The organism is Ectopseudomonas composti (genome assembly GCF_001567565.1).
GTDB classification, from domain to species: Bacteria; Pseudomonadota; Gammaproteobacteria; order Pseudomonadales; family Pseudomonadaceae; genus Aquipseudomonas; species Aquipseudomonas composti_A.
This window is the reverse complement of the sequence record NZ_LSSW01000010.1, coordinates 1-26429: the sequence shown is the minus strand read 5'-3', so window position 1 is coordinate 26429 and position 26429 is coordinate 1. Positions and strand designations below refer to the sequence as shown.

At 64.6% G+C, this 26429-nt stretch carries 22 protein-coding genes; 5 read left to right on the top strand and 17 right to left on the bottom strand.

The window, feature by feature from the left end; all coding sequences use genetic code 11:
* The 4 genes from PCLY_RS24730 (at position 1) to PCLY_RS02010 (ending at position 6458) form a co-directional block, all read left to right on the top strand.
* Entirely contained in the window at positions 1-171 is a 171-nt protein-coding gene (locus PCLY_RS24730; RefSeq protein ID WP_156458547.1) for a hypothetical protein, read from the top strand.
* A complete protein-coding gene (locus PCLY_RS02020) occupies positions 168-4331 on the top strand; it encodes a PAS domain S-box protein (protein WP_061237582.1) in 4164 nt (1387 codons plus the stop codon). Before PCLY_RS24730 ends, PCLY_RS02020 begins: the two co-directional genes overlap by 4 nt.
* A 65-nt stretch (positions 4332-4396) precedes the next feature.
* On the top strand, positions 4397-4783 hold the full coding sequence (locus tag PCLY_RS02015) for a response regulator (protein ID WP_061237581.1): 387 nt from the start codon (positions 4397-4399) through the stop codon (positions 4781-4783).
* Positions 4776-6458 carry a diguanylate cyclase gene (locus PCLY_RS02010; RefSeq protein WP_061237580.1) on the top strand — a complete coding sequence of 561 codons (1683 nt, stop codon included), beginning with the start codon at positions 4776-4778 and terminating at the stop codon, positions 6456-6458. Before PCLY_RS02015 ends, PCLY_RS02010 begins: the two co-directional genes overlap by 8 nt.
* 98 nt (positions 6459-6556) lie before the next feature.
* Here PCLY_RS02010 and cysW read toward each other — a convergent pair whose 3' ends face one another.
* The 17 genes from cysW to chrA form a co-directional block, all read right to left on the bottom strand.
* Entirely contained in the window at positions 6557-7384 is an 828-nt protein-coding gene (gene cysW / locus PCLY_RS02005) for a sulfate ABC transporter permease subunit CysW (protein WP_061237579.1), read from the bottom strand.
* Complete coding sequence (gene cysT / locus PCLY_RS02000; protein ID WP_061237578.1) at positions 7381-8220, bottom strand: sulfate ABC transporter permease subunit CysT; 840 nt, start codon at positions 8218-8220, stop codon at positions 7381-7383. Before cysT ends, cysW begins: the two co-directional genes overlap by 4 nt.
* Before the next feature lie 81 nt (positions 8221-8301).
* Positions 8302-9318: a thiosulfate ABC transporter substrate-binding protein CysP gene (gene cysP, locus PCLY_RS01995; RefSeq protein WP_061237577.1), complete on the bottom strand. Its 1017-nt coding sequence runs from the start codon at positions 9316-9318 to the stop codon at positions 8302-8304.
* 379 nt (positions 9319-9697) lie between these two features.
* Complete coding sequence (locus PCLY_RS01990) at positions 9698-9913, bottom strand: TOBE domain-containing protein (protein ID WP_003242436.1); 216 nt, start codon at positions 9911-9913, stop codon at positions 9698-9700.
* An 88-nt stretch (positions 9914-10001) separates the two neighbouring features.
* Positions 10002-10802, bottom strand: a complete 801-nt coding sequence (ssuB, locus tag PCLY_RS01985) for an aliphatic sulfonates ABC transporter ATP-binding protein (RefSeq protein ID WP_061237576.1) — start codon at positions 10800-10802, stop codon at positions 10002-10004.
* Positions 10799-11593 carry an aliphatic sulfonate ABC transporter permease SsuC gene (gene ssuC / locus PCLY_RS01980; protein ID WP_061237575.1) on the bottom strand — a complete coding sequence of 265 codons (795 nt, stop codon included), beginning with the start codon at positions 11591-11593 and terminating at the stop codon, positions 10799-10801. Before ssuC ends, ssuB begins: the two co-directional genes overlap by 4 nt.
* A gap of 236 nt (positions 11594-11829) precedes the next feature.
* Positions 11830-12978 (bottom strand): FMNH2-dependent alkanesulfonate monooxygenase, encoded by a 1149-nt coding sequence (ssuD, locus tag PCLY_RS01975; protein ID WP_061237574.1) that lies wholly within the window; start codon positions 12976-12978, stop codon positions 11830-11832.
* A gap of 93 nt (positions 12979-13071) precedes the next feature.
* Positions 13072-14034, bottom strand: coding sequence for a sulfonate ABC transporter substrate-binding protein (locus PCLY_RS01970; RefSeq protein WP_061237573.1), 963 nt, complete (start codon positions 14032-14034; stop codon positions 13072-13074).
* Between the two features lie 76 nt (positions 14035-14110).
* Positions 14111-14704: an NADPH-dependent FMN reductase gene (gene ssuE, locus PCLY_RS01965; RefSeq protein ID WP_061237572.1), complete on the bottom strand. Its 594-nt coding sequence runs from the start codon at positions 14702-14704 to the stop codon at positions 14111-14113.
* A gap of 9 nt (positions 14705-14713) precedes the next feature.
* Entirely contained in the window at positions 14714-15352 is a 639-nt protein-coding gene (locus PCLY_RS01960) for a peroxiredoxin (protein WP_061237571.1), read from the bottom strand.
* A 98-nt stretch (positions 15353-15450) separates the two neighbouring features.
* A complete protein-coding gene (locus tag PCLY_RS01955; RefSeq protein WP_061237570.1) occupies positions 15451-16146 on the bottom strand; it encodes a response regulator in 696 nt (231 codons plus the stop codon).
* Positions 16146-18794 (bottom strand): sensor histidine kinase, encoded by a 2649-nt coding sequence (locus PCLY_RS01950; protein WP_061237569.1) that lies wholly within the window; start codon positions 18792-18794, stop codon positions 16146-16148. The genes PCLY_RS01955 and PCLY_RS01950 overlap by 1 nt, the downstream gene beginning before the upstream one ends.
* Positions 18795-18804: 10 nt before the next feature.
* Complete coding sequence (gene kdpC / locus PCLY_RS01945) at positions 18805-19362, bottom strand: potassium-transporting ATPase subunit KdpC (protein ID WP_061237568.1); 558 nt, start codon at positions 19360-19362, stop codon at positions 18805-18807.
* Between the two features lie 132 nt (positions 19363-19494).
* Positions 19495-21552, bottom strand: a complete 2058-nt coding sequence (gene kdpB / locus PCLY_RS01940) for a potassium-transporting ATPase subunit KdpB (RefSeq protein ID WP_061237567.1) — start codon at positions 21550-21552, stop codon at positions 19495-19497.
* Positions 21553-21565: 13 nt separating this feature from the next.
* A complete protein-coding gene (gene kdpA / locus PCLY_RS01935; protein ID WP_061237566.1) occupies positions 21566-23254 on the bottom strand; it encodes a potassium-transporting ATPase subunit KdpA in 1689 nt (562 codons plus the stop codon).
* Positions 23255-23264: 10 nt separating this feature from the next.
* Positions 23265-23354 (bottom strand): hypothetical protein, encoded by a 90-nt coding sequence (locus PCLY_RS01930; RefSeq protein WP_021490657.1) that lies wholly within the window; start codon positions 23352-23354, stop codon positions 23265-23267.
* Positions 23355-23628: 274 nt separating this feature from the next.
* Entirely contained in the window at positions 23629-24963 is a 1335-nt protein-coding gene (chrA, locus tag PCLY_RS01925) for a chromate efflux transporter (RefSeq protein ID WP_061237565.1), read from the bottom strand.
* Between the two features lie 705 nt (positions 24964-25668).
* Here chrA and PCLY_RS01920 point away from each other — a divergent pair.
* Positions 25669-26319, top strand: coding sequence for a hypothetical protein (locus PCLY_RS01920; RefSeq protein WP_197432126.1), 651 nt, complete (start codon positions 25669-25671; stop codon positions 26317-26319).
* The last annotated feature ends 110 nt before the right edge of the window (positions 26320-26429 follow it).

Below are 26429 nucleotides of genomic sequence, written 5' to 3'. Positions count from 1 at the left end.
ATGCGCGTGCCGATTACCGAAGACGATCCCAAGGTCACCCTCCGGCGCAAACAGATCGTGATCGGCCTTTGCTCCGCTGGCCGAAGCCTCGTCGAGGCAATCGACACCAGCGGTGACCCAGGTGAACTGCCGCAGGGCGCCGAAGGGCACGCTCGAGCACGCGCACGATGACCGCCGGCCCGAGACCGATCTCCACTCGCTGGATCGTGATCGGCGGCAGCCTTTGCCTGGCGCTGTTCTTCGCCGTCCTCGGGCGCCAGGCATTGCATGAACGTGAAACCCTGTGGCAACTGCAGATGAACAAGCAGGCCGAGGCGCAGCGCCTGGCCCTGCAAAGTTTTCAGCACGGCCTGCGCGAACGCGCGCAGCTGCTGGCCGAGGCCATCGCCGCCGACGCCTGGGTGACCGAGCTGGCGCGCCAGGCCGCAGCCCTGCCAGACGCTGCTCGGCACGACCTGAGCAGCATTCGCCACCAGCTCTACACCCGCCTGGCACCCCGTTGGCGCAACATGCAGGAGCACCACCCATTTCGCCTCTACGTTCACCTGCAGGGCGACGCACGCATCCTGCTACGGGTCCATGACCCCGAACACTTTGGTGACTCGCAAGAGACCATGCGTCCATTGCTGCTGGGCACCCTGCGCAATGGCGGCAGCCGTGCGGAGCTGGCCCTCACGCAAGACAGCATCGGCATTCGCGCTGCAGCCCCCTTGCTGGTCGATACCGAGGATGGCCAACGCCAGGTCGGTACCATCAGCGTGGCGATAGACCTGCTCGACGACCTGCCGCAACTGGACCAGGACCTCGGCGCCGGCATCGCCCTGCTACTCAATGCGGCGCCCGAGCCCAGCGCGGAGAACGCCGAGCTGCCGGTCTGGCGGCTGATCCAGCAGTCACGCCCACAGGCGCAGACCTGGCTGCACGCGGGCCTGCTGCCTGCCCCCGGTGCTGGCAACGGCGCGCGTCTGCTGGAAGATGGCGCACACCACTATCTGCTCAGCCAGCTGTCGATGGCGACTTCGCCACGACCAGATGCGCCAGCGGCGGCCATGCTGCTGACCTGGCGCGACATCAGCGAGCTGTATGCCGTGCACGAGCGGGACAAACGCTGGCTGGTGATCAAGTGGCTGATGGCCTGGTGCGGTGCCGAAGCCTTGCTGATGATCCTGCTGCGCGCGACTCGCCGCAGCACCCAGCACCTGATGCAGCGCCAGCAAAGCGCCTTGCATGCGCTCAATGAGATCGCCGCCCTGTCGAGCCTGAACAGCCGCGAGCAGCTGCGCGAAGCCCTGCGCATGGGCGCGAACTATTTCGGTGTTCCCCTTGGCCTGATCGGCATGATCGATGGCGACAGCTACCGCGTACTGGTGCAGCTGTCCCCCAACGGCGAACTGCAGGACGATCAGCTGTTCGATCTGGGCGAGACCTACTGCAGCCTGGCCTTTGCCCAGGAAGATGTGCTGAGCATAGAGCGCATGGGCACCTCGACCTACCGTGAACACCCCTGCTACGAACGCTTCGCCCTGGAAAGCTATATCGGCAGCGCCATCTGGGTAGGTGGGCGACGCATCGGCACCCTGGCCTTCTGTGACCGGCAGCCACGCAACAGCCAGTTCGATGAAAACGAGCGCGAGTTCCTCCGCCTGTTCGCCCGCTGGGTCGGCGCGATACTGGAGCGCGAACAGCAGGAGCAGTCGCGCCAGACGTTACTGGAGCGCCTGGCCAGCATCATCGAAGGCACCGACGTCGGCACCTGGGAGTGGAACGTGCAAAGCGCTGCCACGGTCTTCAACGAGCGCTGGGCGCAGATGCTCGGCTATCGGCTCGAAGAACTGCAACCGACGAGCGTGGAGACCTGGAAGCGCTTCTGTCACCCCGATGACCTCGCCACCAGCGAACACTTGCTGCATCGGCATTTCGCCGGCGAAGTGGCGTTCTACGACCGGCAGGTCCGCATGCAGCACCGTGACGGGCGCTGGCTGTGGATACAGGTGCGAGGCCGCCTGTCCAGGCGCGACGAGCACGGCCGGCCGCTGCTGATGTATGGCACCCATACCGACATCAGCGAGGCGCGCGAGCGCGAGGACGCGGTGATCGAGGCACGCGCCTTCCTGCAGACCGTGCTCGACTCGGCCACCGGCGTGTCGATCATCGCCACCGATCAGGACGGCCTGATCACCCTCTTCAACTCCGGCGCCGAGCGCCTGCTCGGCTATCTCAGCGAGGAAGTCGTGGGCCGGCAGACACCGACCTGCTTCCACCTGCCCAGCGAGCTCGAGGCACGCGCCCGCGAACTCAGCCAGAGCGCCGGCAGGCCGGTGGAAGGCATCGAGGTTTTCAATCACAACGTCAGGGGAGGCGAGCCGGAAACCCGCCAGTGGACATATCTGCACAAGGACGGCAGTCAAAGCCTGGTCAACCTCACCACCAACGCCATTTTCGATGCCAGCGGGCAGATCACCGGCTTTCTCTGCATCGCCAGCGACATCAGTGCCCTGCAACAGGCCACCCGTGCCCTGCAGCAGAGCGAGACGCGCTTTCGCGGCCTGGTCGCCAACCTGCCCGGCGTGGTCTATCGCTGCAGCAACGACAAAAACTGGAGCATGCGCTACATCAGCGACGAAATTTTCAGCCTGGCCGGTTACCCGGCCAGCGACTTCATCGACAATCGCGTACGCAGCTTTTCCAGCATCATTCACCCCGACGACCTGCCGCTCACCTACCGCGCCAACGACAGCATCGCCCGCCAGGAAGTCATCGAGCTGACCTACCGCCTGCGTCACGCCGACGGGCACAGCGTATGGGTGCGCGAGAAAGGCCGTGGCGAATATGACGCCAAGGGTCAGCTGGTCTGGCTCGATGGTTTCATCTGGGACATCAGCGAACGCAAGGTCATGGAAGATGACCTGCGTCTGAGCCAGCAGCTGTTCAGCAGCGCGTTCGCCACCGCGCCACAGGGCATGGCACTGGTGGCCATCGACGGACGCTGGCTGGAGGTCAACGACGAGCTATGCCGCATGCTCGGCTACAGCCGCGAAGAAATGCTCGCCCTCGACTTCCAGAGCATCACCCACCCGGACGATCTCGACGCCGACCTGCATAACGTCGAGGACCTGCTGGCCGGGCGGATCAACGCCTATCAGATGGAAAAGCGCTATCTGGACAAACAGGGCCAGGTGCTCTGGGCCCTGCTCAGCAGCGCGCTGGTGCGCAACGCCCAGGGCCAGCCGGTGCACCTGGTCGCGCAGATCCAGGACTTCAGCGACCGGGTTGCCGCCGAACGCGCGATTCGCGAACGCGAACATTACCTGCGCACCCTGCTCGACAACGTCCTCGATGCCATCGTCACCCTCGACGACCAGGGCCATATCGAAACCTTCAACCACGCGGCCGAACGCATCTTTGCCTACAGCCAGGCCGAAGTCGCCGGCCAGAGCATCGCCACGTTGATTCCGGGCATGGCCACCGGCACGTTACGGCAGGGGCACGCCAGCGATCAGATTCGTGAAATGGACGGCCTACGCCAGGATGGCGAGACGTTTCCCATGGAGCTGGCGATCTCTCGGATCAGCCACCAGGGCCAGGTGCGCTTCATCGCGGTGATCCGCGACATCGCCGAACGCAAGCGCATCGAGCAGATGAAGAACGAGTTCGTCTCCACCGTCAGCCACGAACTGCGCACGCCGCTGACCGCCATCGCCGGCTCGCTGGGCCTGATCAACGGCGGCGCGCTCGGCGCCGTACCACAGGCCATGGCGCACATGCTGAGCATCGCCGAAGCCAACAGCCAGCGTCTCAGCGAGCTGATCAACGACCTGCTGGACATGGAAAAGCTGGTCGCCGGCAAGATGCACTTCGACCTCCAGCTCAGGCCACTCAAACCGCTGCTGGAACTGGCACTGCTGCACAATCAGCCTTACGCCGACCAGCATCAGGTACGCCTCGAACTGCATGCAGAGCAGGACGCCGAGGTGCGCGTCGATGCACAGCGCCTGGCTCAGGTGCTGGCCAACCTGCTGTCCAATGCCGCCAAGTTCTCACCACCGGGGGCCGTGGTCCAGGTCAGCCTGGAACCAGCGGGCGACATGCTGCGCGTCAGCGTGCGCGATCAGGGTCCGGGGATACCCGCGACGTTCCATTCACGCATCTTCGCCAAGTTCTCCCAGGCCGACTCCGGTGACACCCGGCAGAAAGGCGGCACCGGCCTCGGTTTGGCGATCTGCAAGGAAATCATCGAGCGCATGCACGGTCGTATCGGCTTCGACTCGATGCCCGGACAGGGCGCGACCTTCTGGTTCGAACTGCCGCGCGTCGAGGATAACGAGACATGAGCCCTGCCCAAGGCTACAAAGCTGTACCACACTGCACATAGCAGCCAACGGCCGGGGAGACCGTCATGCCTGAACTCAAGCGCATCCTGCACGTCGAGGACGATCCTTCGATCCAGGCCGTGGCCAAGGTCGCCCTGGAGGCCGTCGGCGGCTTTCAGGTGCTCAGCTGCGCCAGCGGCCAGGACGCCCTCGACCAGGTGCAGGGCTTCGCCCCCGACTTCATCCTGCTCGACGTCATGATGCCCGGCATGGATGGGCCCAAGACCCTGGAGCTGCTGGGCCAGTTGGTCGACACCACGCGCATTCCGGTGGCGTTCATGACGGCCAAGGTGCAGCCCGACGAAGTCGCCCACTACCACAGCCTTGGGGCCCATGGCGTGATCATCAAACCGTTCGACCCCATGCAGCTTGCTGCCCAGGTGCGACAGATCTGGAACCAGCGTTATGGATAAACCTGAAGGCAATGGCGTGCCCCAGGCGCTGCAGCAACACCTGCAACAGCTTGGCCAGCAATTCAGCGAGCGCCTGAGCCAGGAGCTGCCGCAACTGGCGCAACTGGCCGGACGACTGCTGGAAGCCGATGACGCTGAGCGCAAACGCCTGTTGCAGAATCTGCGTCATCAACTGCACCGTCTGGCTGGCAGCGCCGGCACCTTCGGCTTCAGCCCGCTTGGCCAGCAGGCGCGCGAGCTGGAGCAGCATGCCGAGCGCTGGATGGAACGCCTGCTACGCCAGCAGCAGAACCTGAATGAATTCGTCGCTGCCCTGCAGGCATTCGGCGAACAACCGATCAGCACCGGCACCACCAGCGAGGCGGCGGACAACGCGCGCAAGGCGCCGCGCCAGGAAGACGGCAGCCGCACCATCTACATCCTCGAAGGCGAAACGGCGGTTGGCGAAAACATGCGCCAGACGCTGAACAACTTCGGCTACCGCGCCGAACACTTCAACTCTATCGATGGACTGGACGCTGCGCTGCAGCAGCAGTTGCCCGATGCACTGATCATCGACGCGAAACTGCCCGGCGCAGCCAGTGACGGCCTGGATTACGCGCACCAGTTGCGCGACCGCCTGGACGAACCGCTGCCGCTGCTGGTGCTTACCGATCAGCAAGACGATTTCACCACCCAACTGCACGCCGTGCGCGCCGGAGCCATGGGCCTGTTCAGCAAACCGGTGGACATTCCCCAGCTGGAAAGTCGTCTCGAGCGCTGCTTCGCGCAGCAAAGCGGTGAGCCCTATCGGGTCCTCATCGCCGACGACGACCAGGACCTGGCCAGCCGCTACAGCCTGGTGCTGCGCGATGCCGGCATGCTGGTGGAAATACTCAGCGAACCGGCGCAGATCTTCGCCCACCTGCGCGACTTCAACCCTGAGGTGGTACTGCTCGACGTCAACATGCCGGACTGCACCGGCCCCGAGCTGGCGCAGATCATTCGCTGCAATGACGACTGGCTGCGCATCCCGATCATCTACCTGTCGGCGGAAACCGATATCGGCAAGCAGATGAATGCGCTGATCAAGGCCGGCGACGACTTCGTCACCAAGCCGATCTCCGACAACGCGCTGGTGGCCACCGTGTTCTCCCGCGCGCAACGTGCCCGCCTGCTGTCCAACGCCCTGGCGCGTGACAGCCTCACTGGCCTGCTCAAGCACGCCGACATCAAGGAACAGGTGGTCACCGAACTGGAGCGCGCCCTGCGCAGCGGCGCCCGCGCCAGCGTGGTGATGCTGGATATCGACCACTTCAAGCAGGTCAACGACGAACACGGCCACGCTGCAGGCGACAACGTCATCCGTGCCCTGGCCAACCTGCTGCGCCAGCGCCTGCGTCGTATCGACAGCCTTGGCCGTTACGGCGGGGAGGAATTTCTCGCCGTATTGCCGGACTGCACGCCAGAGCAGGCACTGCTGATCGTCGACGAGATTCGCCAGCGTTTCGCCGAGCTGCGCTTTATTGCCGATGGCAAAGAATTTTCCTCCACGCTCAGCGCCGGCATAGCCGGCACCGACGTCAACAGCGACGCCGAGCAGCTGCGTGAGCGCGCGGACAAGGCGCTATACGCCGCCAAGCATGGCGGGCGCAATCAGGTGCAGATAGCGGCGTCGGAAGAACATCGCGGCTGAAGCCGCTCCTACGCCAGCACCACGCTCCGTAGGAGCGGCTTCAGCCGCGATAGGTCATCAAGGCTATAGCGGAGTGTCGACCGCCTATGCCACACCGATCAGGCCTCGGCGCGCTGCATCAGGCGGCGCTGACGCCACTCCATGAAGGTCTTGAGGAACAGCGTGAGCAGCGCCATGCAGGCCAGCAGGCCGGCAGCGGTGAAGGCTGCGGCGGGCTTGTAGTCGTTGTTGAGCTGGTCGACCAGAAGCGGCAGGGTCAGGGTCTGGTTGATGATGGTGCCGGACACCACCGACACCGCGCCGAACTCGCCCACCGCGCGGGCGTTGGTCACCACCACGCCGTAGAGCAATGCCCATTTGATCTTCGGCAGACTGATGCGGCGGAAGATCTGCCAGCCGCTGGCGCCCAGGCACATGGCAGCGGTTTCCTCGTCCTGACCCTGGGTCTGCATCACCGGAATCAGGATGCGCGCCACGTAGGGCGCAGTGACGAACACCGTGACCATGACGATGCCCGGCCAGGCGAACATCAGTTGCATGCCGTTATCGTAGAACCAGCGGCCGATGAAGCTTTCCAGGCCGTACACCACCAGGTAGCAGAGGCCGGCGACCACCGGCGACACCGCATAGGGAATGTCGATCAGCGTGGTCAGCAGCTTGCGCCCGCGAAAATCGTAGTGGGTCACGCACCAGGCCAGGCAGATACCGAAGCACAGGTTCAACGGCACCGTGATCGCGGCCACCAGCAGGGTCAGGCCGATGGCGTGGAGCATGTAGTCCTCGCCGAGGTTGCTCCACAGCAGCTCGAGCCCGCCGGCCAGGGCCTTGGTGAAGATCAGCGCCAGCGGCACCAGCAGAATCAGCGCCACCACCATCAGTCCGAGTACTACCAGCGCCCACTGGCGCCAATCCTGGGGCTTTTTCATCGACCTTGCCGTTGCCATGCGAACAGACGCCCCTGCACGACCTGCAGGAGGAACAGAAGCGTCAGCGACGCGAGCAGGATCACCGAAGCGATGGCTGCCGCCGCCGGGTAATTGAATTCCTGCAGACGGACGAAAATCATCAGCGAGCTGACCTCCGTCTTGTAGGGGATGTTGCCGGCGATCATGATCACCGCGCCGAATTCACCGAGGCTGCGGATGAAAGCCTGCGAACCGCCGGTGACCAGTGCCGGCGCCAGGGTCGGCAGGATCACCTTGCGAAAGGTCTGCACCCGACTGGCGCCCAGGGTGCGCGCGGCCTCCTCGTATTCCGAGCCGAGATCCTGCAGCACCGGCTGCACGGTACGCACCACGAAGGGAATGCTGGTGAACACCATCGCCACCACGATACCGGCATAGGCGTAGGCCACCTTGAAGCCCAGCCACTGACCGATCCAGCCATTGGGCACCAGCAGCGCGGCGAGGGTCAGGCCGGCTACCGAAGTCGGCAGGGCGAACGGCAGGTCGACCAGGGCATCGACGATGCGCCGGCCGGGGAAGTCGTAGCGGGTGATGATCCAGGCCAGCAGCAGGCCCAGCACCAGCACCGCCAGGGTCGAGTAGAACGCCGCCGAGATCGTCACCTTGTAGGTCTGTACCACGCGCGGATCGCTGATGGCGAACCAGTACTGTGCCCAGGTCATGTCGCTGACGTACAGCAACAGCGCCGACAGCGGCAGCAGGATCACCAGGGACAGGTACAGCACGCTGACGCCGAAGCTCAGGCCGAAGCCAGGCAGCAGCGGGGTCTGCAAGAAGAACAGCGTCGGTTTACTCACGAAAAAGCTCGGCTCTACAAATGCAGTTGGCCGCCAATAAGGCGGCCAACTAACCTGAAAATCGGCTATCGAGGACGAGTATCAGCGGCCCTCTGCCAAGAGTTGGTCAAGAATACCACCGTTGTCGAAATGCTTGGCGGTGATCTCGTCCCAGCTACCCAGCACCTCGGTCGGGTTGATCAGGCGCACCGGAGCGAACTGGGCCTTGGTCGCCTCGACCACTTCCGGGTTGTGCACACGGTAGTTGTAGCGGGTCAGCAGTTGCTGGATGTCCTTGCTGTACTGGAAGTCGAGGAAGGCCTTGGCCTGCTCGCGGGTGCCGCGCTCGTCGGCCACCTTGTCGACGATGGCCACCGGGAACTCGGCCAGCACGCTGACTTCCGGCACCACGATCTGCAGGTTGGCGGACTTGAACTCGTCGCCCTTGGCGATGTTGATCACCTCCGATTCGAAGGTCAGCAGCACATCGCCCTGGCCGTTCTGAGCGAAGGCCACGGTGGCGCCACGGCCACCGGTGGGGAAGTTCTCGACGTTCTTCAGCAGCTTGCCGACGAAGGCCTTGACCTTCTCCTGGTCGCCGTTGAATTTCTCGTTGGCGAACAGCCAGGCACCCAGGTAGCTGTAACGGGCGTTGCCGGAGGTTTTCGGGTTGGGGAATACCAGCTTCACATCATCGCGAATCAGGTCGTCCCAGCTCTTGATGTTCTTCGGGTTGCCTTCACGCACCAGGAAGGCCGTGGTGCTGTAGTACGGCGAGCTGTTGTTGGGGAACTGCTCGGCCCAGTCTTTGCGCAGCAGGCCGCGCTTGGCCAGGATGTCCACGTCGGTCACCTGGTTGAAGGTGACCACGTCGACCTTCTTGCCCTGGATGATGTCCTGCGCCTGGCGCGAGGTGCCGGCGAAGGACTGGATGATCTTCACTTCCTTGCCGCTCTGCTGCTTCCAGTGCTCGACGAACAGCGGGTTGATCTCGCCGAACAGCTCGCGGGCGATGTCATAGGAAGCGTTGTGGAACGGCGTGTCGGCCGCAGCATGGCTCAGCGAGCCAGTCAGCAGGGTGGCACTGGCCACGGTGGCCAGAACGATCTTCTTCAGCATCTAAGGCGTCCTTATCGAATGAGAAACCTGCAGGCAGGCTATTTGATGGCGCGATTCTGCAGAAAAATCATATAGCTGAAAAATATCTTTTTATTTGTTTCTTATAACCAGCACCTCATTCCCTGCGTAAACGCCGTGCAGCCCTCGTATCCGAAGGCGGCTCAGGCAACCACTCTTAGAACCTGTTCGCGATCTTTATGTGCCTGAAAACTACAAGGCAAAAGCCTTCGGTGAGCATGTAGGAGGGGCTTCAGCCCCGAGCTTTATTGGGGCGCAAAGAGCTCGCGGCTAAAGCCGCTCCTACAAGATCGCAAGTGGCTTATTTCGCCAGCTTCATGCCGAAATCGACGAAAATTGGCTGAAAAACATGAAAATATCCTTACAGCTTGGCGATGGACACCTCGGTGGATTTGACGAAGGCGATCACCTCGCTGCCCACCTGCAGTTCCAGCTCGCGCACGGAACGGGTGGTGATCACCGAGGTGACGATGCCGGCGGCGGTCTGCACGTCGATTTCCGACAACACGTCGCCGATAACGATTTCCTTGATGCTGCCCTTGAACTGGTTACGCACGTTTATGGCTTTGATGGTCATGGTGTCTCTCCTGATAGTCGACTGATGTAGCCCGGATGCAATCCGGGGAATTCTCGAGCCGCTCCCGGATTGCATCCGGGCTACGGCGTCACAGTGCCCAACGCAGTTGCGTGGGCAGCGGTGATAAGGGTTCGGGCGCGGCGGGCAAATCCGGCTGCGCCAGCACCCGGTCGAGCACGCGCGCTTGCAGTGCCGCCAAAAGCGGCGAGCCATGCGGACGCGGGCGCAGCAGTTGCACATCGAGATCGAGGCCGATCTGGCCGTCCTCGATGAGGATCACCCGATCCGCCACGGCCACCGCTTCGGCGACGTCGTGAGTGACCAGCAGCACGGTGAAACCATGCTGCTGCCACAGCCGTTCGATCAGGCGCTGCATCTCGATACGGGTCAGTGCATCCAGCGCGCCCAGCGGCTCGTCGAGCAGCAGCAGGCGCGGGCGGTGGATCAGCGCTCGGGCCAGGGCCACGCGCTGTTTCTGCCCGCCGGACAGTGCCGCCGGCCATTCATAGGCGCGATCGGCCAGGCCAACCGCCGCCAGGGCCTCTTCCGCCTGCCTGCGCCAGTTGCCGGAAAGGCCCAGGCCGACGTTGTCGATCACCCGCTTCCAGGGCAGCAGGCGCGAATCCTGAAACATCAGGCGAATGTCCTCGCGCACCTCGTTGAGCGAGCCGCTGCCGGCCAACAACTGGCCGCCGCTGGGCTGATCCAGGCCGGCCAGCAGGCGCAGCAGCGTGCTCTTGCCGCAGCCGCTGCGACCGACCACGGCGACGAACTGCCCGGCGGGGATGTGCAGGTCGATGCCCTTGAGCACCTGACGCTCGCCGAAGGACTTCTCGATTTTCTCGATGGCCAAGGGGATGCCCTGGCGAATGCTGTGCAGCACGCTCATTGCCCACCTGCCTTGGCCTGATAGGCCGGATGCCAACGCAACCAGGCGCGTTCGAGCCCCCGAGCAGCAAGGTCGGCCAGCTTGCCGAGCAGCGCATAGAGCAGGATCGCCAGCAGCACCACATCGGTCTGCAGGAACTCGCGGGCGTTCATCGCCAGGTAACCGATACCGGCGCTGGCCGAAATGGTTTCGGCGACGATCAGCGTCAGCCACATGAAGCCGAGGGCAAAGCGCACGCCCACCAGAATCGAGGGCAGCGCGCCGGGCAGGATCACCTGGCGGAACAGCGCGAAGCCGGACAGGCCATAACTGCGCGCCATCTCCACCAGCGCCGGGTCGACGTTGCGGATGCCGTGGTAGGTGTTGAGGTAGATGGGGAACAGCGTGCCGAGCGCGACCAGGAATACCTTGGCCGCCTCGTCGATGCCGAACCAGAGGATCACCAGCGGGATCAGCGCCAGATGCGGCACGTTGCGGATCATCTGCACCGAGCTGTCGAGCAGGCGCTCGCCCCATTTCGACAGGCCGGTGATCAAGCCCAGCAGCAGGCCGATGCTGCCACCGATGACAAAGCCGATGGCGGCGCGCTGGCCGCTGATCGCCAGGTGCTGCCAGATTTCGCCGGAGGCCAGCAATTGCCAGCCGGCGGCGAGCACGGCGCCGGGTGCCGGCAGGATGCGACTGGACAGCAGGCCAGTGGCCACCGCCAGTTGCCAGGCGGCGAGCAGCCCCAGCGGCAAGGCCCATGGTGCGGCGCGCAGGGCCAGTTTGTGAAGGGTCGTGTTGCTCATTTTTTGCCTCGAAGACCTTGTGTAGTGTCTGTATTCCCCGGATTGCATCCGGGCTACATCAACCCTCTCCCCCAGCCCCTCTCCCGCAAGCGGGAGAGGGGAGCCGAACCGTGCCACCGGGCAAACCAGCGGCGCCGATCAGCCCCCTCTCCCATTCATGGGAGAGGGTTGGGGAGAGGGCGTTTTTCACCCCATAGCCCTGATGCAGTCCGGGAAAACCTTTGCCTGCACCAACCTCAACTTGCCGCAACCGCCTTCGGCAGAATGTCGCTGGAGATCATTTCGCCGAACGGGCTGACATAGCCGCGACTCTGCGGGTGCGCAGGCGCAGCAACATGCAGATGCGGGAACAGCAGTTCGGCGACCCGGTACGACTCCTCCAGATGCGGGTAGCCGGAGAAGATGAAAGTGTCGATGCCGAGGTCGGCGTATTCCTTGACCCGCACCGCCACGGTCGGGCCATCGCCGACCAGCGCGGTGCCGGCACCGCCACGTACCAGGCCGACCCCAGCCCAGAGATTCGGCGACACTTCCAGCTTGTCTTTCTTGCCGCCGTGCAGGGCAGCCATGCGCTGCTGGCCAACCGAGTCGAAACGCGCCAGCGACGCCTGGGCGCGGTCGATGGTGGCCTGATCCAGATGGCTGATCAGGCGATCCGCCGCCGCCCAGGCCTCGTCATTGGTCTCGCGCACGATCACATGCAGGCGAATGCCGAAGCGCACCTCGCGGCCCTGCCTGGCCGCCTTTGCGCGCACCTGGGCGATCTTCTCGGCCACCGCTGCCGGTGGCTCACCCCAGGTCAGGTACAGCTCGACCTGCTCGGCGGCCAGATCCTGCGCCGCCTCGGATGAGCCGCCGAAGTACAGCGGCGGACGCGGCTGCTGGATCGGCGGATAGAGCAGCTTGGCGCCCTTCACCTGGATGTGCTTACCGGCGTAGTCGACGGTTTCACCCTCCAGCACGCGACGCCAGATGCGGGTGAACTCCACCGAGGCCTCGTAGCGCTCGGCATGCGACAGATGCAGGCCGTCACCCGTCAGCTCATCCGGGTCGCCACCGGTCACCAGATTGAACAGCGTGCGACCGTTCGACAGGCGATCCAGAGTCGCCGCCTGGCGCGCGGCCACGGTCGGCGAAATGATCCCTGGGCGCAGGGCGACGAGGAACTTCAGGTGCTGCGTGACCGGAATCAGGGAGGCCGCCACCAGCCAGGAATCCTCGCAGGAACGTCCTGTCGGAATCAGCACACCGCCGAAGCCGAGGCGGTCGGCAGCCTGGGCGATTTGCGTGAGATAACCGTGGTCGACGGCGCGAGCACCTTCGGTGGTGCCCAGGTACTTGCCATCGCCATGGGTAGGCAGGAACCAGAAAATATTGAGGCTCACGGAGTGATTTCCTTTTGCGAAAGCGTTGACGTAGCCCGGATGCAATCCGGGAAATAACCGTGCTGCTGCCCCGGATTGCGTCCGGGCTAGGGATTACTGGGCCTGGGCGACCTTGGCCGGCGGCTGCCAGACCACCTCGGCAATGTTCAGGCGCCTGGGGATCAGCTTCAGCTCGCTGAAGGTGTCGGCGATCTGCTGCTGCTCGGCCACCACCTGCGGGGTGATCAGTTGCGCGCCGTAGCGCTGCCGCTCGACCGCCGCACGGGTGATAGCGGGGGGCAGCCCCAGTAGCGGTGCGACCAGCGCAGTGGTTTCGTCGAGGTGCGTTCGCGTCCACTCGCCGGTGTTGCGGATTTCCTCGACCAGGGCGGCCACCACTTGCGGGTGCTTCTCGGCAAAGGGTCGCGCCGCCAGGTAGAACTGGTGGTTGCTCACCAGGCCACGGCCATCGCGCAGGATGCGCGCCTGCAACTGCTGCTCGGCGGCGGCCAGGAAGGGATCCCAGATCACCCAGGCATCGACGCTGCCCCGCTCGAACGCGGCGCGGGCATCGGCCGGCGGCAGGTACACCGGGGTGATGTCGCTGTACCTGAGGCCGGCATCGTGCAGGGCACGCACCAGCAGGTAATGCACGTTGGAACCCTTGTTCAGGGCAACCTTCTTGCCTTTGAGCTCGGCCACCGACTGGATCGGCGAGCCCTTGGGCAGCAGGATCGCCTCACCCAGCGGCGCCGCTGGCTCGAACGCCACGTAGAGCAGATCAGCACCTGCGGCCTGGGCGAATACCGGTGGGGTTTCACCCGTGGTGCCGAAGTCGATGGAACCGACATTGAGGCCTTCGAGCAGTTGCGGGCCGGCCGGGAACTCCGTCCATTGCACGCTCACGCCCTGAGCGGCGAGGCGCTTCTCCAGTGCGCCGCTGGACTTGAGCAGCACCAACGGGCCGTATTTCTGATAACCGATACGCAAGGTCTCGGCTTGTACGTGGATGGCGCCGAAGGAAAGGGTCGCGGCAAACAGGGCGACCAGACTCCGACGCAAAGTGTTGGCGCCCATGGCGACCTCCTTTGCAGATTGAGTGTGGGCCTGCTTGCCCGTTGGCGGGCGAGTAAGGCGGGGTATTACGGATGCTTCAGATACTCCAGCGGGCGTTTACCAGCCGGTCGTTGAGCAGGTTTGGATCGATCGGCTGTGGCCGTCGCGCCAGGGCTGCGCCCAGGTGTTCCAGTGCCTCGTCGAGGCGTTCGCGCAATTCGTCGTCGATCTGCGCAGGCCTGTCCCCTTGCGGATAGCCGATCTGCTTGTCCACGGCGAACACGCCACTGAGTATTTCCTGCGCCTTCAGCGCGGCCAGTACCGGCTTGAGCGCGTAGTCCACAGCCAGCAGATGCGCCGGGCTGCCGCCACTGGCCAAGGGCAGCACCACCTTGTGCGCCAGGGCGCGCTCGGGCAGCAGATCCAGCAGCACCTTCAGCGCACCGGTGAACGACGCCTTGTACACCGGCGTGCCGATCACCAGGCCATCGGCACTGGCCACCACGGCCTGTAGCTGCTGCACCGCCGGACTGTCGAAACGCGCATGCAGCAGATCCTCGGCCGGGAAGTCGCGCACCTTGAGCAGGCTCACTTCCACCTGCTGCGCCTCCAGGCGCTGGCGTACATGATCCAGCAGCAGCTCAGTGCGCGAACGCGCTGCAGGGCTGCCGGAGAGCAACACGACGTGCATGCTGGTTCCTTATTTGTTCGGCTGTGGGGTCAGGCGCAGGTAGGGCTTCACTGCGCGGTAGCCTTTGGGGAAGCGCTGCTTGAGCTCGGCTTCGTCCTTGAGCGACGGCACGATCACCACTTCGTCACCGTCCTGCCAGTTGGCCGGCGTGGCCACCTTGTAGTTGTCGGTCAGTTGCAGCGAATCGACCACGCGCAGGATTTCGTTGAAGTTGCGCCCGGTACTGGCCGGATAGGTGATGGTCAGGCGCACCTTCTTGTGCGGGTCGATGACGAACAGCGAACGCACGGTCAGGGTGTCGTTGGCGTTCGGGTGGATCAGGTCATAAAGATCGGAGACCTTGCGGTCGGCGTCGGCGATGATCGGGAAGTTGACCGCGGTGTTCTGCGTCTCGTTGATGTCGTCGATCCACTTGAGGTGCGAATCCACCGGGTCGACGGACAGAGCGATGGCCTTGACGCCGCGCTTGGCGAATTCATCCTTGAGCTTGGCGGTGAAACCCAGTTCGGTGGTGCACACCGGCGTGAAGTCGGCCGGGTGGGAGAAGAGGATGCCCCAGCTGTCACCCAGCCATTCGTGGAAACGAATGCGGCCTTCGCTGGAATCCTGCTCGAAATCGGGGGCGATATCGCCCAGGCGGATGGTCATGATCGTGCTCCTTGGCAGTGACTGGCGTGGGACTCACTATGCTCAGGAACGAAACGAAACAAAAAGAATAAATAACGATTTATTTATAACCTAAATAACTAATTGGATTCCGCACGCAGGCGATAGCCAACACCCGCCTCTGTGATCAGGTAGCACGGCGCAGCCGGGTCATCGCCGAGCTTCTGCCGCAGGTGGCCGACCACCACGCGCAGGTAGTGGCTGTCGCCAACATGGCTGGGCCCCCAGATATCGCGCAGCAGTTGCTGCTGGGTCACTACCCGCCCGAGATGCTGGGCGAGCAGCGCCAGCACGGCATATTCCTTGGGCGTCAGGGCGATTTCGGCGCCGTCGAGGCTGACCCGGCGATAGGCCAGATCGATGTTCAGCGCGCCACAGGCGATGCTCGCCGGCAGAGCTTCGCGGCCCTGGCCCAGGCGCAGCAGCACGCGCACCCGGGCGAGAAATTCCTGGATACCGAACGGCTTGGTCACGTAGTCGTTGGCACCGCCATCGAGCGCCAGCACCTTCTCGCCCTCGCTGGCGCGCACCGAAAGCACCAGCACCGGCACCTGGCTCCACTCGCGCAGGCCGCGCAGCACCTGCTGGCCATCGAGATCGGGCAGGCCGAGGTCGAGCACCACCACCTCTGGGTTATGCAGCGCCGCCTGGGCCAGGCCGTCTTCGCCGTTGGCCGCCTCCAGCACCCGGTAGCCCTGGGCACTGAGGGCGATGCGCAGGAACTTGCGAATCTGCGCTTCGTCGTCGATCAGCAGAATGCTCGGCCCCTGGCTCATCAGTCGTCCTCGGCTTGCGGTTGCGTGGTCAGCGGCAGGTGCAGTGTCAGGCTGGCGCCACGGCCATCGAGGCCTTCGCCGACCGTGACGCGACCACCATGAGCGCCAACCATGCCCTGGCAGATCGCCAGGCCCAGGCCGGTGCCCTGGCCGCCGCGATCCCCCCGCGCTGCGGTGTAGAACATGTCGAAGATCTTCGCCCGTTCCGCCTCGGGAATGCCAGGGCCCTGGTCGGCGACGATAAAGCGCAGCTCCTGCGCGTCGTATTCCAGCGCCACGCGCAAGCGCCCAGCCGGCGGCGAGAAGCGCGCGGCATTCTCCAGCACGTTGACCAGCGCCTGCTCGATCAGCGCCGCATGCACGTGCAGCAGCGGTGGCTGAGCCGGCAACAGGCATTCCACCTGCAGCGGCGCGAGTACCGCGCGCAGGCGTTGCAGGGCGCTGGCGACGATATCGCTGGGCGCCACCCAGTCGCGCGCCAGCTTGAGCCCGCCGTGGCCGAGGCGGGTCATGTCGAGCAGGTTCTGGATATAGCGGTCGAGGCGCTCGGCTTCATCGCGGGTGCCTTCCAGCAGCTCCCGGCGATCCGCCAGGGGGATCGCCTCGCCCAGCGCCAGCAGGCTGTCGATGGAGCCACGCATGGCGGTCAGCGGCGTGCGCAGGTCGTGCGACACCGAGGCCAGCAGCGCACTGCGCAGTTCTTCGGTCTGCCCGTGCAGGCGCGCGGCCTCCAGTTCCTCGGCCAGTTGCGCACGGGCCAGGGCCTGCGCCAGCGGCTGGCCCAGGGCAGCGACCAGGCGCCGGTGCGTATCAGCCAGCGGCGCACCATCGACATGCTGCAAGCCGATCAGTAGCAGCGGCCCCTCCTCACCACACAGCGGCCACCACCACCAGCGGCTGCTGGGCAGGGTGTCGGTACCAAGGCCGGCGGGCTGTTCGTGCTGCCAGGCCCAGTCGGCGGCGGCGCGCTCGGTATCGGCCAGTTCGGCCTGCTGGCCGCCCTCGTGGCGCCACTGCCCATCAGTGCTGCGCGACAACAGGGTCAATTGCATCTCGGCCCAGCCGCCCAGTTGCTGCTCGGCCACTGCCAGCACGGCCTGGCGGTCGGCGGCGACGGTGAGCTTGCGCGACAGCTCCAGCAGCGCCGTGGTCTCGCCCTGCGCCTGGCGCAGCGCCTGCACCTGGCGGCGCTGGCGGCTGGCCAGGTTGCCGGTCAGACCGGCCATGAGCAGGAAAAACAGCAAGGTCAGCACGTCCTCCTGACGCTGGATGCGCAGGGTCAGGGTCGGCGGAATGAACAGGAAGTTGTAGGCCAGGAATGACAACCCCGAACAGGCCAGCGCCGGGCCCAGGCTGCTGCGCACTGCCACCAGCAGTACGGCGGCGAGGAACACCAGGGAGATGTTCGGCAGCTCCAGCACCCGCGCCAGGCCAAGGGAGATCAGCGTGGCGCAGGCGGCGGCCAGGGTAGCCAGCAGGTAGTCACGCCAGCGCGGGGCGATGCGCGTGCGCCGGCCAGCCGGAATCTGCGCACCAGCTGCGTCCAGCACGCTGACCTCCAGCCCGGCGCCGGCGGCCAGCAGGCGTTCGCCGAGACCGCGACCGAACCAGCGCCGACGCAAACGGCGCGCACTGCTGCCGATCAGGATCAGGCTGGCGCGGCGCTCGCGGGCGTGATCGAGCAGCGTGCGTGCCACCGAGTCGCCATGCAGCGTCACCACTTCACCACCGAGGCGCTCGGCCAGACGCAACGCCGCTTGCAGGCGGCCACGCTGCGCCTCGTCCATGGCTGCGCGGCTGTCCACATGCACCACCGACCAGGGCAAATGGCGCCGCTCGGCTACCGCGCAAGCGTGGCGCACCAGACGCTCGGCCTCGCCATCGCCATCAACCCCCACCAGCAGGCGCCCGAGCACGCTGGGCGCAGCCTGACCGAGCTGGCGATAGCGTTGATCGAGGTCGGCGTCGACCCGTGCGGCAGCGGTCTGCATGGCCAGCTCACGCAGCGCGGTGAGGTTGGTCGGCGAAAAGAAGGCATCGATGGCCGCGCGCGCCTGCTCGGGCATGTACACCTTGCCGTCGCGCAGGCGTTCGAGCAGCTCGCGCGGCGGCAGATCGACCAGCTGGATTTCGTCGGCTTCCTGCAGCACCCAGTCGGGCACCGTTTCGCGCACCTGCACGCCAGTGATGTCACGCACGCGGTCGTTGAGGCTTTCCAGATGCTGCACGTTGACCGTGGTGTAGACGTCGATGCCGGCGGCGAGCAACTCCTGCACATCCTGCCAGCGCTTGGCGTGGCGGCTGCCGGGGGCGTTGCTGTGCGCCAGTTCGTCGACCAGCGCCAGCTTGGGCGGGGCCGCGAGCAGGCCGTCGAGATCCATCTCGCTCAGTTCCAGGCCGCGATACGGCAGACGCAGCGCTGGCTGCTGCGGCAGCCCCAGCAGCAGCGCCTCGGTCTCGCTGCGGCCGTGGCTTTCCACCACCCCGGCGCGCAACGCCACGCCCTGGCGCAGTTGCGCATGGGCGGCCTGGAGCATGGCGTAGGTCTTGCCGACGCCAGGCGCGGCACCGAGAAACACCTTGAGCCGGCCCCGGCCTTCACGGGGCAGGTCGGCGAGCAGCGCCTCGGCGCGCAGGCTGTCGTTCATCGAGCACTCGTCACTGGGAAGAAGTGGAGGGATTGTCGATCAGTGCCAGGTTCAGAGCCAGCACATTGACCACCGCCGGGCCGAACAGCGGGCGCTCGGTGTGCGCCTCGACCAGGCGCAGCAGCTCGGCTTGCGGTAGGCCACGGGCCTGGGCGATGCGCGGCACCTGCCAGGCGGCGGCCTCGGGCGAGAGCTGCGGGTCGAGGCCGCTGCCCGAGGTGGTCACCAGTTGCATGGGCACCGGCGCCTGGCCGTTCAGCTTGGCGCTGGCCTGCTCGATACGCTCGCGCAGCTTCGGGTTGCTCGGCGCCAGGTTGCTGGCAGCGCTGGCCACGGTGGCGTAGTCGCCAGCCGAGGGGCGTGGCTGGAACCACTGATCACCATCGAAGGCCTGGGCGATCAGACGGCTGCCGCGCACCTGGCCGGCGTCGTCACGCACCAGGCTGCCGGCGGCCTGGTCGGGAAACGCCAGGTGCGCCACGCCAGTGACGGTCAAGGGATAGGCGACCCCGACCAGCAGGGTCATGAAAGCCAGCGTGGTGATGGCGGGGCGAATAGAGTCGAGCATGATGAGTCTCCTGTTCAGATTGCCCCGGATTGCATCCGGGCTACGTCGCTTGGCTTGTGTCATTCGTCTTGGCGCCGTGCCTGGCTATTTCGCGGATGAATCCGCTCCTACAAGAACGTTCAAACAACGCGCCTACACCCAGCCCAACCCTACCTGCAGCAGGTCGAGCAGCTTGATGCCGACAAAGGGCGCGACCAGCCCGCCAAGGCCGTAGATCAGCAGGTTGCGCCGCAGCAACTGGCCGGCATCCAGCGCCTGGATGCGCACGCCGCGCAGCGCCAGCGGGATCAACGCGACGATGATCAGCGCGTTGAACACGATGGCCGAGAGGATCGCGCTCTGCGGGCTGTGCAACTGCATCAGGTTGAGCGTGCCGAGCTGCGGGTAGATGCCGGCGAACAGCGCCGGGAGGATGGCGAAGTACTTGGCCACGTCATTGGCCACCGAGAAGGTGGTCAGCGCGCCGCGCGTCACCAGCAGCTCCTTGCCCACCTGCACCACGTCGATCAACTTGGTCGGGTCGCTGTCCAGGTCGACCAGATTGGCGGCCTCGCGCGCGGCCTGGGTGCCGTCGTTCATGGCCAGGCCGACGTCGGCCTGGGCCAGCGCCGGGGCGTCGTTGGCGCCGTCGCCGCACATCGCCACCAACTTGCCTTCGGCCTGCTCGGCGCGAATGCGCGCGAGCTTCTTCTCCGGCGTGGCCTCGGCGATCACGTCGTCGACTCCCGCCTCGGCGGCGATGGCGGCGGCAGTCAGCGGGTTGTCGCCGGTCACCATGACGGTGCGGATGCCCATGGCGCGCAGCTCGGCGAAGCGCTCGCGGATGCCCGGCTTGACCACGTCCTTGAGGTGGATGGCGCCGAGCAGGCGCCCATTGCCGGCCACCAGCAACGGTGTGCCGCCGCTCTGGGCAATCTTCTCCACCTCGCGCGCCAGCGGCGCCGACAGGTCGCTACGGCCCAGGCCGAGGTAGGCCAGCACGGCGTCCACCGCGCCCTTGCGGTAGGCCACGCCATTCACGTCGGCGCCGGACAGGCGCGTCTCGGCACTGAAGGCGATCAGGGTCATGCCGCTGCGCTCGGGCACCGCCATCGGGTGCAACGAGGCCAGGTATTCGATGATGGACTTGCCCTCCGGCGTGTCGTCGCCCTGCGAGGCCAGCAGCGCCGCCTCGGCCAGCTCCGGGGTGGCCACGCCCGGCGCCTTGACCATGGCGCTGCAGCGACGGTTGCCGAAGGTGATGGTGCCGGTCTTGTCCAGCAGCAGGGTGTGCACGTCACCGGCAGCTTCCACCGCGCGGCCAGACTTGGCGATGACGTTGAGGCGCACCAGGCGATCCATGCCGGCAATGCCGATGGCCGAGAGCAGGCCGCCGATAGTGGTGGGAATCAGCGTCACCAGCAGCGCCGCCAGGTAGATCAGCGGCAGGTCGCCACCGGCAAAGCGGGCAAACGGCTGCAGCGTGGCCACCACCAGCAGGAAGATCAGGGTCAGACCGATCAGCAGGATATCCAGCGCCACCTCGTTGGGCGTCTTCTGCCGGCGTGCGCCTTCGACCAGAGCAATCATGCGGTCGAGGGTGGATTCGCCGGGGTTGGCGCTGATGCGCACCAGCAGCCAATCCGAGACTAGGCGAGTGTTGCCGGTGACTGCCGAGCGGTCGCCGCCAGACTCGCGGATCACCGGCGCGGACTCGCCGGTAATCGCCGCCTCGTTGACTGCTGCGACGCCTTCGATCACTTCGCCGTCGCCGGGGATCAGCTCACCGGCCTCGACCCGCACCACATCGCCCTTGCGCAGGCTGCTGGCAGGGACGGACTGGAACTGCGCGCCGACCTGCTTGCTGGCCATCAAGCCCTGACTGCCGGACTTGAGGCTGTCGGCGCGCGCCTTGCCACGGCCCTCGGCCAAGGCCTCGGCGAAGTTGGCGAAGAGCACGGTGAACCACAACCACAGGGCGATCTGCACACCCAGAGCGGTGCTCACCGCTGGGTTGGGGACGAAGCACAGCACGCTGGTAACCAGCGCCGTCAGCTCCACCACCAGCATCACCGGCGAGCGCACCAACTGGCGCGGGTCGAGCTTGACGAAGGCCTGCTTGAGGGCCGGGCGCCACAGCGCGCCGAGGCCGGTCTGCGGCTGGCTGCTGGACGATTTGGCGCTGCGTTGCGCCGTTACGGGGGCATTCATCACGGTTTCTCCTTCAGAACGCCAGGTGTTCGGCCAGCGGGCCCAGGGCCAGCGCCGGCATGAAGGTCAGGCCACCCACCAGGAGGATGGTCAGAGTCAGCAGCACGACGAACAGCGGCCCATGGGTGGGGAAGCTGTTCTGCCCCTGCGGCGCGGCGCGCTTGGCCGCCAGGCTGCCGGCAATCGCCAGCACCGGCAGGATGTAGCCGAAGCGCCCGAGCAGCATGGCCAGGCCGAGCATCAGGTCGTGGTAAGGCGTGTCGGCGCTGAAGCCGGCGAAGGCCGAGCCGTTGTTGCCGGTGGCCGAACCGTAGGCATACAGCGCCTGGCTGAAGCCATGCGGGCCGGGGTTGCCGATGGAGGCCGCCGGCCCGGCGAAACTCACCGCCAGGGCGCCGAACACCAGCACGCCGAGCGGCATCACCAGCAGCGTGGCGACCATCAGGCGCACCTCGCGTGCTTCCAGCTTCTTGCCCAGGTAGGCCGGGGTGCGGCCGATCATCAGGCCGGCGAGGAACACCGCGATCAGCACGAACAGCAGCATGCCGTAGAGGCCCGCGCCAACGCCGCCGAAGACGATCTCGCCGAGCAGCATGTTGACCAGCGGCACCAACCCGCCGAGGGCGCTGAAGCTATCGTGCATGGCGTTGACCGAGCCGTTGGACGCCGCCGTGGTGGTGGTCGCCCAGAGCGCCGAGGCGAAGCTGCCGAAGCGCGCCTCCTTGCCCTCCAGCGAGCCGACCTGCTCGATGGGCAGCCCTGCCAGCGCCGGGTTCGGCTGCAACTCCGCCCAGACACACACACCCAGACCGACGACGAACAACAGCAGCATGCTGGCGAGGATCGCCCGGCTCTGACGCAGGTCACGCACGTAATGGCCGAAGGTGAACACCAGCGCCGCCGGGATCAGCAGGATCGACGCCAGCTCCAGCAGGTTGCTCAGCGCCGTAGGGTTCTCGAACGGGTGCGCCGAGTTGACGCCGAAGAAGCCGCCGCCATTGGTGCCCAGTTGCTTGATGGCGATCTGGCTGGCTGCCGGCCCCATCGGCAGGGTCTGCTCGCTGCCCTGCAGGGTGGTGGCCGAGACGTAATCGCTGAAGTTCTGCGGTACGCCCTGCCACACCAGCAGCACGGCCAGCACCAGGCACAGCGGCAACAGACCGTAGAGCACGGCGCGGGTGATATCGACCCAGAAGTTGCCCAGACGGTCGCTGGACTGCCGCGCCAAACCCCGGCACAGCACCACCAGCACCGCCAGGCCCACCGCCGGGCTGACGAAGTTCTGCACGCCAAGGCCGAGCATCTGGCTGAAGTAGCTGAGCTGCGCCTCACCGCTGTAGGCCTGCCAGTTGGTGTTGGTGACGAAGCTCACCGCCGTGTTGAACGCCAGCGGCAGGCTAATTCCCGCCACCTGCTGCGGGTTGAGTGGCAAGCCGCCCTGCAGCAGCAGAATGCTCATCAGCGCCAGCAGGCAGACCAGGGTGAAGGCGAGCAGCGCCAGGGCGTAGCCGCGCCAGCTTTGCTCCTGCTCCGGGTCGACGCCAGCTACGCGGTAGCACAGGCGCTCCACCGGCAGCAGCACCGGACTGAGCCAGGTGCGCTGGCCCTCCATCACACGGTAGAAATAGCGCCCGAGAAAAGGTGCCGGTGCCAGCACCAGCAGGGAAAAGGCCGCCAGCAGCAGCCAGTCGTAGTCGTGCATGGTCGCCTCCTCAACCACGCCCGGCGGTCAGCAGCGCCGACAGCAGGTAGGCGAAGAGGCCGACCACCAGGATCAGCGACACACCATCGATTGCGTTCATGTGCAAAGCTCCACGATGCGGGGAATCCGCTCGCGAGCATTGTCGAAAGGCTGGCCGTAAAGATTCGATTGGCGCCCCACCGCCGGGGCGTAAAGAAATCGTATTGATGCGGTGGCATCAGCCCTGTGGGAGGCGCTTCAGCGGCGACTTAATTCAGCAGCCGCGGCTACGACTGCAGGAACGCCGCTCCCGTAGGATGGGTTAGCGGCGCAGAACACCGCTCCCACAGCCACGCCCCATCTCAAGCGCCGCGCAACCCACCAAGCGATGCCCATCAAACCAACAGATGTGCCGCCAGCCCGACTACAGCGCAACCAGCGATGGTCTCGATCACCCCGCGCTTGAAGGCGAACAGAGCCAGCGCCGCGCCGAGGGTAATCAACGCCGACACCCAATCGAACGCCCCGACGAAGCCCTGCGGCCAGAGCACGTGATAACCGAAGAACAGCGCCAGGTTGAGGATCACTCCAACCACGGCGGCGGTAATCCCGGTCAGCGGCGCGGTGAACTTCAACTGCCCGTGAGTCGACTCCACCAGCGGCCCACCGGCGAGGATGAACAGAAATGACGGCAAGAAGGTGAACCAGGTAACCAGCACCGCCGCCAGCGCGCCACTGGCGAAGGCCGAATCGCCCCCGAACAGCGGCTGGCCAAAGGCGCCAACGAAGGCGACAAACGCCACCACCATGATCAACGGCCCCGGTGTGGTTTCGCCGAGGGCCAGGCCATCGATCATCTGCCGGGGCGACAGCCAGCCGTAATGCTCGATGGCGCCCTGGTACACATAGGGTAGCACCGCGTAAGCGCCGCCGAAGGTGAGCAGCGCCGCCTTGGTGAAGAACCAGCCCATCTGCGTCAACGTGCCTTGCCAGCCGAACGCCAGGGTCAGCAGGCCCATGGGCAGCAGCCAGAGCACCACACCGGCCAGCAGGATCAGCGCCAGTCGGCTGGAGCGAAAATGCGTGTGCGCCAGGCGCGTGTCGTCATCGATCAACGCCGGCGCATGCGCCCCGCCCGCCTCGCCATGCCCACCACCGACGGCGAAGTGCTGCGGCGCCAGCCGTCCGCCGATATAGCCCACCAGCGCGGCGCCCAGCACGATCAGCGGGAACGGCAGCTGCAGCGCGAAGATGGCCACGAAAGCCGCCGCCGCGATGGCCCACAGCCAGGCGTTCTTCAATACCCGCCCGCCGATACGCCAGGCCGCCTGCAGCACGATGGCCGTCACCGCCGGCTTGATGCCATAGAAGATCCCGGCCACCAGCGGCACATCGCCGAACACCAGATAGACCCAGGACAGCGCGATCAGGATCAGCAGCGACGGCAGCACGAACAACGCCCCGGCGATCACCCCACCCCAGGTGCGGTGCATCAGCCAGCCGATATAAGTCGCCAACTGCTGCGCCTCTGGCCCTGGCAGCAACATGCAGTAGTTCAGTGCATGCAGAAAGCGCCGCTCGGACAACCAGCGGCGCTTCTCAACCAACTCCTGATGCATGATCGAAATCTGCCCGGCCGGCCCGCCGAAACTGATCAGTCCAAGCTTCAACCAGAACCAGAAAGCCTGCAGCAAACTGACCGCAGCGGGACGTTCAGGCGAGTCGGACATCTAGAGGCTCCAGCGGCTGCAAATCGACCGGCCACTATAGCCACGAAAGATGACAACAGCGCGACACCGCACGAAAAACAACCAGCCCCACCCAGCCCTTGCCCCACCTGGCCTGGACGAGTTTTCCCGCATCTTATCCACAACGCTTTCCCCAGATTTTGTGCACGACACCCGGCAACCCACCCTCGCCCTGCCCTGCTGTTGAAAACCCGAGCCAAGTGATTGATTAAAAGCAATATTCCGCGTGGCGATAACGCCAGCAAAGCGTCATTGGGCAAAAACTGAACGCGCTGCTGCGGCCCGCTTGAATGCTAGGCGCGGAGGGCTTTTGCAAAGGTTATCCACAGCGCTGCTAACAGATTTTGTGGGTGGCCTGGAGAGGCGCCTCTGGCATGAGAAAACGACCGCGATGGCGTTTAGCCCGCGAAGCATGGACAGCTCGGCAGTGGATGGAATAGGTTTTGGTTTGGTTCTGCTGGTGCAGTGATCCAGCAGATTGGGCTTGCCGTTATCAATGTCGCGTTTCTCCCAGGATGGTGTCGCGTTTGCCACGACCACCGCCAAGCGAAACAAGGACTTGCAGGGCGACAAGGAAGGTTATGCGACAGGTGTCGTGGGTAAACGCGACAGCTATGTCGTCTAATTAATAGTTATGTTCACTTAGCTTGATTGAGTCATCAACACTAAATAAAGGCAATGCTAATAGTGAAAGAGACCCTTGGCAGGTTATATCTGTGGCAAATAGCCATAAATAGAATCATTGATCTTCTGGCGCTTAGGCAACGAGTGCACCGCTTTTGCAAAACTGGAAGGCCTCTGCATATTACCGAGTTATATGATGCTGAGCGCAGAAGATTGAAAACTGGTCTACGACTTGATGGAGAGGCATTAAATAGCTTCGAAGAAAAACATGGTTCTTTATTCCCTGACATTCATGATATTCATATCATTGACGAGCTAACAACTGAAGAAATAATTATTAAATTTTGCACTATTTTTAACGACGGCAATGGGAAGGAAGGGGTTATTGCCGCCAACAAGAAACCATTTTGGGAGCCGATTCTTGAAGAGATAATTTCAGAGGCATTTTCTGGTGAAATTAAAGTAAAATTCAATAAATTTATAGAAGATGCCAAGGCTTACCGCAACAAGCACGGCGCGCACTTTGATCAAGAAAGTTTTATCATGACGCATGGTAATAAAAAACCTGGCGAAGACGGGGTTATTTATAGCGTAGGCTGGAGCAGCGCCTTATTGACTTTTAACTGGGATTTTGTAAGCGACACTATCCCTGTTTTTAATAAATCCTTGAATGACTATATTAAAAAGCTACAAAAAGAAGCTGACATAATTTAGAGAGTTGCGTCGAAACATAACAACTGGTTCAAATCGTTCGCTGCGCTCACTGGGACGGGCTAAAGCCCGCCCCTTAACCAAACGTTACCCAATGATAGTTAGATCGGCGT